At 64.4% G+C, this 5,790-nt stretch carries 7 protein-coding genes; 5 read left to right on the top strand and 2 right to left on the bottom strand.

The genetic code is table 11. The features are described from left to right. Nucleotides 1-87, top strand: an 87-nt coding sequence (locus EB084_18160; protein ID NDD30185.1) for an SAM-dependent methyltransferase, incomplete at its 5' end; no start/stop codon positions are given. Between the two features lie 21 nt (nt 88-108). Then, entirely contained in the window at nt 109-1,584 is a 1,476-nt protein-coding gene (locus EB084_18155) for a hypothetical protein (GenBank protein ID NDD30184.1), read from the top strand. Nucleotides 1,585-1,595: 11 nt separating this feature from the next. Here EB084_18155 and EB084_18150 read toward each other — a convergent pair whose 3' ends face one another. Then, the gene (locus EB084_18150; protein NDD30183.1) at nt 1,596-1,805 is read right to left on the bottom strand and encodes a hypothetical protein; all 210 of its coding nucleotides are present in this window, start codon (nt 1,803-1,805) and stop codon (nt 1,596-1,598) included. Nucleotides 1,806-2,230: 425 nt separating this feature from the next. Then, nucleotides 2,231-3,109 carry a hypothetical protein gene (locus EB084_18145; GenBank protein ID NDD30182.1) on the bottom strand — a complete coding sequence of 293 codons (879 nt, stop codon included), beginning with the start codon at nt 3,107-3,109 and terminating at the stop codon, nt 2,231-2,233. A gap of 431 nt (nt 3,110-3,540) precedes the next feature. On the opposite strand from EB084_18145, the gene EB084_18140 reads away from it, so the two are divergent. From EB084_18140 to EB084_18130, 3 genes are all read left to right on the top strand, one after another. Continuing rightward, nucleotides 3,541-4,455, top strand: coding sequence for a hypothetical protein (locus EB084_18140; GenBank protein ID NDD30181.1), 915 nt, complete (start codon nt 3,541-3,543; stop codon nt 4,453-4,455). Nucleotides 4,456-4,636: 181 nt separating this feature from the next. Beyond that, nucleotides 4,637-4,963 (top strand): DUF962 domain-containing protein, encoded by a 327-nt coding sequence (locus tag EB084_18135; protein ID NDD30180.1) that lies wholly within the window; start codon nt 4,637-4,639, stop codon nt 4,961-4,963. A gap of 141 nt (nt 4,964-5,104) precedes the next feature. Beyond that, the coding region (locus EB084_18130) for a DUF3300 domain-containing protein (protein NDD30179.1) at nt 5,105-5,790 on the top strand (686 nt) is incomplete at its 3' end.

Here is a 5,790-nt window from a genome sequence, read left to right as displayed (position 1 = left end):
GAGATCGAGCGCGACGTGCACGAGGGGCTCGGGCATCTCGGTCTCAGCGCGGTGGTGCAGGTCGTGGCGAAGAAGCCGATGCGCTAGCGAGCAACCCTGGAGGCGACGATGTTGTCCGGTTCGAAGGACGGCGTGTTCCGATCTGCGGGGTACGGTGCGCCTTGCGCGCGACGAGGTACGCTCAGGCCGTACAGCGGGAGGGCGCAAAGCGAAGCTCAGACGTCCACAGGGCATCGCGGCTCTTTCCTCCACTTGACGATGGATTCACTCGCGTTTATGCGTGTTTTCGAACGCGGTGCCTATCCTTTCGGCATGAACATCTTGCTTCCAGCGCCGACCCCTTCCTCTCGACAGCTCACCATGGTGGGACACATCGACGCCACCCCCCCTGAGCTCGAACCCCTCGAGACCGCCGAGATCGACCAGCTCGAGAAAGGCTGGCGGCCCGACGCCCAGGTCTGCCTGAGCATCTCGCGCCGCACGACCTCGTGCCTTCGACGCGCTGTGACAGGTGGGTTGCAACTCGGAGCGTCGGGGCTCTGCGCCGCCGCCAGCACTGCCCTTGGGCCGCCGGGCGCCGTTCTCGGGCTGGTGGGACTGGGGTTTCAGGTATGGGGGCTACGCTCGCTGGTACGCGCAGGACTCGATATCCTCGTGAAGAGTGAGCCCGCCTGGAGCGGCACCCGCACGTACGAAGTGGGTCCTGATGTCCGCTCTCACCGCATCGACAGCCCGCCTGTCTCGATTCGGCCCGCGCTCAAGCCAGAGCCGAGCGAGCTCACCCACTTCATGGCCGACGCCTTGCAGCGTTTCCCCGCCCAGGTGACGGCCTGCATGGTCAGCGGACACGGGACCGCCTACCAGTCGCTAGCGGGCTTCGACGTGGCGCAGTGGAAGCAGATGCTTGAAGACGTCGCTGTTCAGAGCGGGCGAAAGTTCGATGTGCTGGTGTGCGAGTCGTGCCTTACGGGCAATTTGGAGGCGCTGCGCCAGCTCAAGGATACCGCGCGCTACGCCGTCGTCTCGGCCCAGACCATGGAAGCGGAGGGACTTCCCTGGACGTCGATCATGAAGGGGCTGCCCTCCGTGGGCCTCACGGCGGAAGGCTTCGCGCGCTCCATCGTGGCGCAGGCCGATGCCGCGGGCGCGGTGCAGACACTGGCGGTGGTCGATCTCGCTCGCATCGAGCCGTTGGCGGAAGCGGTCGAGAACCTCGGGGGCGCCCTGCGACAGGCGGTGGCGGCGGGTGAGGCTGCGCAGGTCGCCGACGCCCTGGGGGGCGCTCGCGTCCTGGGTCTGAAAAACCCCATCGTGCAGTCGCTTTTCTCCATGCGCGATCTGGGTGAGATCGCGGCGCGTGTCGAGAAGCACGTGAACGATCCGGCGTCCCGCAACGCAGCCCGTGCCGTGACCCAGGCCTGTCGTCAGGCGGTGGTGACGGGGGTCACCGATGCCGATCACGCGGGCAGCAGCTTCATCAGCGTGCAAGGGCCCCAGCGATTCTTCTTGGCCGACGACTATCGCAAGAAGACCGGCTTTGAAGCCTGGAGCGGCCTGCTGACCGACCTCAGCGCGCGTCGCTGACAGCGGATCGGTCAGTGCTGGCCAGGTGGTGATGTGAGTCGCCGTCGCACGCGATTGGCCAGCAGCAGCGCGGGACGCAGCGTGAGCAACAGGCCGACTCCCCATGCCGCGGTCACCCAGCGCGTATCGTGCAGCGCGAATCGGTCAAGGATCACCCACGTGAGCGCTGAGATCACGATCTGAAACACCAGCCAGAGGAACATGCCGAGGCAGCCCGTCATAGCCAGGGTGATCGGCTTCTCGCGAAGCTGCACGCCGCACGGGCAGGCATAGGGGACAGCGGTAAAGGGCGAGATGATAGTTCCGCAATGAGGACAGAGAAGCACCGTTCTTTCTTGGCGATATAGAGGAATTTTCCTGTCGGGTGGTTCTTATCGTGCACCAAAGCGCGGAATGTGGTGTCCCTGCGACCCGCCAGAGCACAGCATCGTCGCCACGCGGGTCTCATATCTGTGGTAGGCACCACCGCGGTAGTTAGAGAGCAGAATGGCGAGCAGGCACTCACCGCAGCGAGTGCCTGCTCAGTCACCGTGATCTCGTGACGCAGGGCAGTCTCAGAGCGTCCATGGTCTGCGTTGCATGAAGCAGACCAGGCTTTTCAGAGACGGCACATGCGTCGTTACCGTCTGGTTTCGCGGTGCAGGCGCTAGACCTGCCAGCGGTGGTTGGCTTCAGCCCATGCCCGCGAGGCTTCGGCCCAACGCTCTGAGGCTGCTGCCCAGCGCTCTGAGGCCTCTGCCCAGTCGTCGGATGCGTTGGCCCAGTCGCCTCGGCCGTAGCCTCCGTCGCCGTCGCCATCTCCTCCGAATCCACCACCGCGCGGAGAGTTGTCCTGGGTGGTCTTGATCTGCATGGTGCCACCGTTGAGCGAGACGGTCTCGTTGCCAAGCGTCACGTTGCCACCGTTCTGCACATCCTGGCCCTGGTTGCGACCGTGGTCGAGACCGAGTTGCCCGGCAGTGCCGACGTTGGTGAGCGTACCATTGACGTCTTCGTACACCGCCGCGTTCGGGTCGATGCCGGCAAGATCTTTACCTGCCCTGACGCTGTTGATGGTACCGTTGGGGCCCGTCGCTTGCTCGTAGACCTCCGACTTACCGTTGAGGAAGACGGCGTTGGCTGCGTCTTGCGTGTCGCCGCCCTGGGCGTTCTTGTAGGCCTGCCCATCGAGGGCGAGATGAGGATCGCCTGCCGCAACGATGGTGTGGCCTGCTCCCATCTCAGGAGCGCCACTCGACCTTCCGCCACCAAAGCGCCCGCCGTCGCTGCCACCAAAGCCCTGCGGACCACCGAAGCCCTGCGGACCACCGAAGCCGTCGAGGTTTCCGGCGCCCCGTCCGCCTTGTAGGACCTGCTCAAGAGCAGAGAGCACTTGCGTGAGTTCGCTCATCAGCATCGCGTTGTTTCCGCCGAAGCTGCCACCGTCCATTCCGAATGGGCTGCCCTGACCGAGTCCCCCGCCGAGGCCGCCCACGCCAGGGAAGCCACCCAGAGGATTGAGTGCGCCGGTGCCAGGCATCTGCATGTTGTTGTCCCTCTCTACTCTCGTTGTTCGTTTCCGTCTCGTGAGAGCGTTGTCCCGCGCCACATGGGGGAGGTAAGGGGGTGCTGTTTTGTTTAATCGGCAGTGAAATGTTGCGGTTGTGTTGTGATTGTGGAAGCATTCGCACATGAAATCCACGCATGGACGCTGGGGGCGCGTACGTAGAGAGGTTTTCAGACAGCTTTCAACCCTGGGTGTCATGATGACAGGGGAGCCTGCGCTCTGCGGCGCGGGTTGAAAGGCTTGGATGTGCTGTGAGGAGGCCGGGTTCTTTGGGTGTTGGTTCTTCGCGTTTGAGCGCTCTCTCTTGCTCGTACGGTCAGCACTCTCCAGCCGTGCCGCGATTGACCGACGAGTCGCTGGGTGTGCGCACGGTTGAAGGCCCGCCTGTTCGATCTTCCGATTCCGGGTCGATGTCAGAGGCGCGGCCACCTGCCGATCTGGCAGACCTGTCTCCTCAGGAGCGCGGTTTCGTGCAGCGCGCCGTGTCAGATCCGACGTTTGGCATCAAGAACGCCTTCATCCTCGAGCACTATTTCAGCTATCCGGTGCATCGCGAGCTTGATCCCAACGCTTGGGTTCCGCCTGGCCCCAGGCCTGTGTCACAAGGAGAAGTGTCACCCGCAGCGTCAGACACAACGGGAGCGCGAACCTTTGACGAGCTCTGCCGCATCTCAGCGTCAGAGAGCGCTGTGCCAGCGTTCGAGGTCGCTGTTGGCGCGCACGCCATCCGGCTCACGGGCTGTTCCGCCGATGAGCGGGCACGGGTGAAGGCGATCATCGCCGCCGTGCCGCTCTGGGCGCGAGACTACTTGTGCACGGTTCGCCAGATCTGCGTCACATCGTTTGACGCGTTTCGGGGGTTGAACGGGGAGGTGTCGACCGCCACGTCGGGTGTTGCAGAGCCCTGCTCCGGACGCCTGTTGCTCAACCGCGCGTGGCTCGATCGCGCCACGCGGGCGCTCCCGCCTGACGCATCTGAGCCATCGCGCAACGAGGCGCGCCAGAAAGACGCGCTTCAGTGGGAGAACACGTTGCTGCACGAGCTCGGGCACTTCCACGATCGCTTTCTGAAGGCGCAGGAAGTTCCCCCTTCGCTGGCGCCGGAGAGCCCGCTGGGCAATCACGGGGTGTGGTACACCAACTACGCCTGGTGGGTGCAAGATCCGGCGGAAGACCTCGCAGAAGGGTACGCCCTTCTTGCACAGGAGCGCCTTCACGTGCTGTGTGGAGGGGTGTCGCAGCAAGGCGCGGTGCAGGAGCAAGGCGCCTTGCTGCTGCGGGGTTCGTTGCCGCAGCAAGGCGCGTTGTTGCAATCGTCAGGCTGATTCTCATACCGCGCGCAGCGCATCTCAGAAAATGAAGGCTGTTGCCGCGACGATGGTCGGCCCCCTGCAACCAACGCTCCATCGCAACGCTGTGGAACTCGAGCAGGACCGAAGCCGCTTTCGCAGAGAAGGCCTCGGTCGATATCTTCAGTTCGATTCAAGAAGAGGCAGGGCGCATTCCATGCCGCAGTTTGACAGCTTTGAGGCATTCTGGCCCTATTATCTGCAAGAGCACAGCCGCGTCGCCACGCGGGCCTCTCACTTCGTGGGCACCACGGCGGTGGTGGCTGCCGCCGCCTATGCCGTCGCACGTCGCCGCCCCAGGCTTCTCGCTTTGCTACCGCTGCTGGGCTACGGTCCCGCGTGGGTATCCCATGTAGTGGTGGAGCGAAACCGCCCTGCCACATTCCAGCACCCGTGGTGGTCGCTGCGTGCCGACTTTCGCATGTGGCGTCGCATGATGGCGGGCGATCTCTGGGACGAGGACGGGCGGGGCTCGTCTATCTGAATGCCAACGACGGCCCACACGCGCGGGCAGCGCCAACGACGGCCCACACGTGGGAGGGATCCCGCGAGATCGCAGATCGACCCGATGCCATGTCGCTCCCCTAGAGGAGTGTGCGTCATGCGTAATCTTCGTCTTCTCGCTTTGTTCATCGCTGTGCTCATCGTGATGATCGGATTGCTCTCAGGGCGCGTCCGTGCGGCGAGCAGCCAGGCCCTGGGTGCGGAGCAGCTCGATCAGCTCGTCGCACCCATCGCGCTCTTTCCGGACAACCTGCTCACCCAGGTGCTCATGGCGTCGGCGTATCCCCTCGAGATCGTCGAGGCCGATCGCTGGGTTCAGGCGCATCCCGAGATGCGTGCAGATGCGCGCGCGAGCATGCTTGCGCAGCAGACCTGGGACCCGAGCGTCACCTCGCTCACCGCGTTCCCAGATGTGCTGCATCAGCTGTCAATGAATCTCGAGTGGACCCAGGCCCTGGGCGAGGCCTTCCTCGCCAGCCAACGTCAGGTGCTTGAGGCGGTGCAGCGCATGCGTGCGCGGGCGAGTGATGCGGGGACCCTTCAGAGCACAGCCCAGGAATCTGTCGCAATGGTCGACGGCGCCATTGCGATCGCCCCCGCGACTCCAGAGATCGTCTACGTTCCTCAGTACAATCCCACGCAGGTATACGGCGCCTGGGCCCCACCGTACTGGTACTGGCCGTCGGTGATGGCGCCGTGGCCGGGCTGTGAGGGGTCGTTCGTCTCGTTTGGCATTGGTGTGGCGGCGGGGGCCTTCATGTTCGGCGGCTGCGGTTGGAGAGGGTATACCGTCTGGGTGAATCCGCG

The sequence above is a fragment of the Pseudomonadota bacterium genome (assembly GCA_010028905.1).
Lineage (GTDB): Bacteria > Vulcanimicrobiota > Xenobia > RGZZ01 > RGZZ01 > RGZZ01.
The sequence above is the reverse complement of the archived record's forward strand: the minus strand, read 5'-3'. Positions and strand labels throughout refer to the sequence as shown.

What these genes read in the sequence shown, in the direction of transcription:
- EB084_18150 (NDD30183.1), bottom strand. Translation starts at nt 1,805, where the DNA reads ATGACGGGCTGCCTCGGCATGTTCCTCTGGCTGGTGTTTCAGATCGTG.
- EB084_18140 (NDD30181.1), top strand. Translation starts at nt 3,541, where the DNA reads ATGTCAGAGGCGCGGCCACCTGCCGATCTGGCAGACCTGTCTCCTCAG.
- EB084_18145 (NDD30182.1), bottom strand. Translation starts at nt 3,109, where the DNA reads ATGCAGATGCCTGGCACCGGCGCACTCAATCCTCTGGGTGGCTTCCCT.
- EB084_18155 (NDD30184.1), top strand. Translation starts at nt 109, where the DNA reads ATGTTGTCCGGTTCGAAGGACGGCGTGTTCCGATCTGCGGGGTACGGT.
- EB084_18135 (NDD30180.1), top strand. Translation starts at nt 4,637, where the DNA reads ATGCCGCAGTTTGACAGCTTTGAGGCATTCTGGCCCTATTATCTGCAA.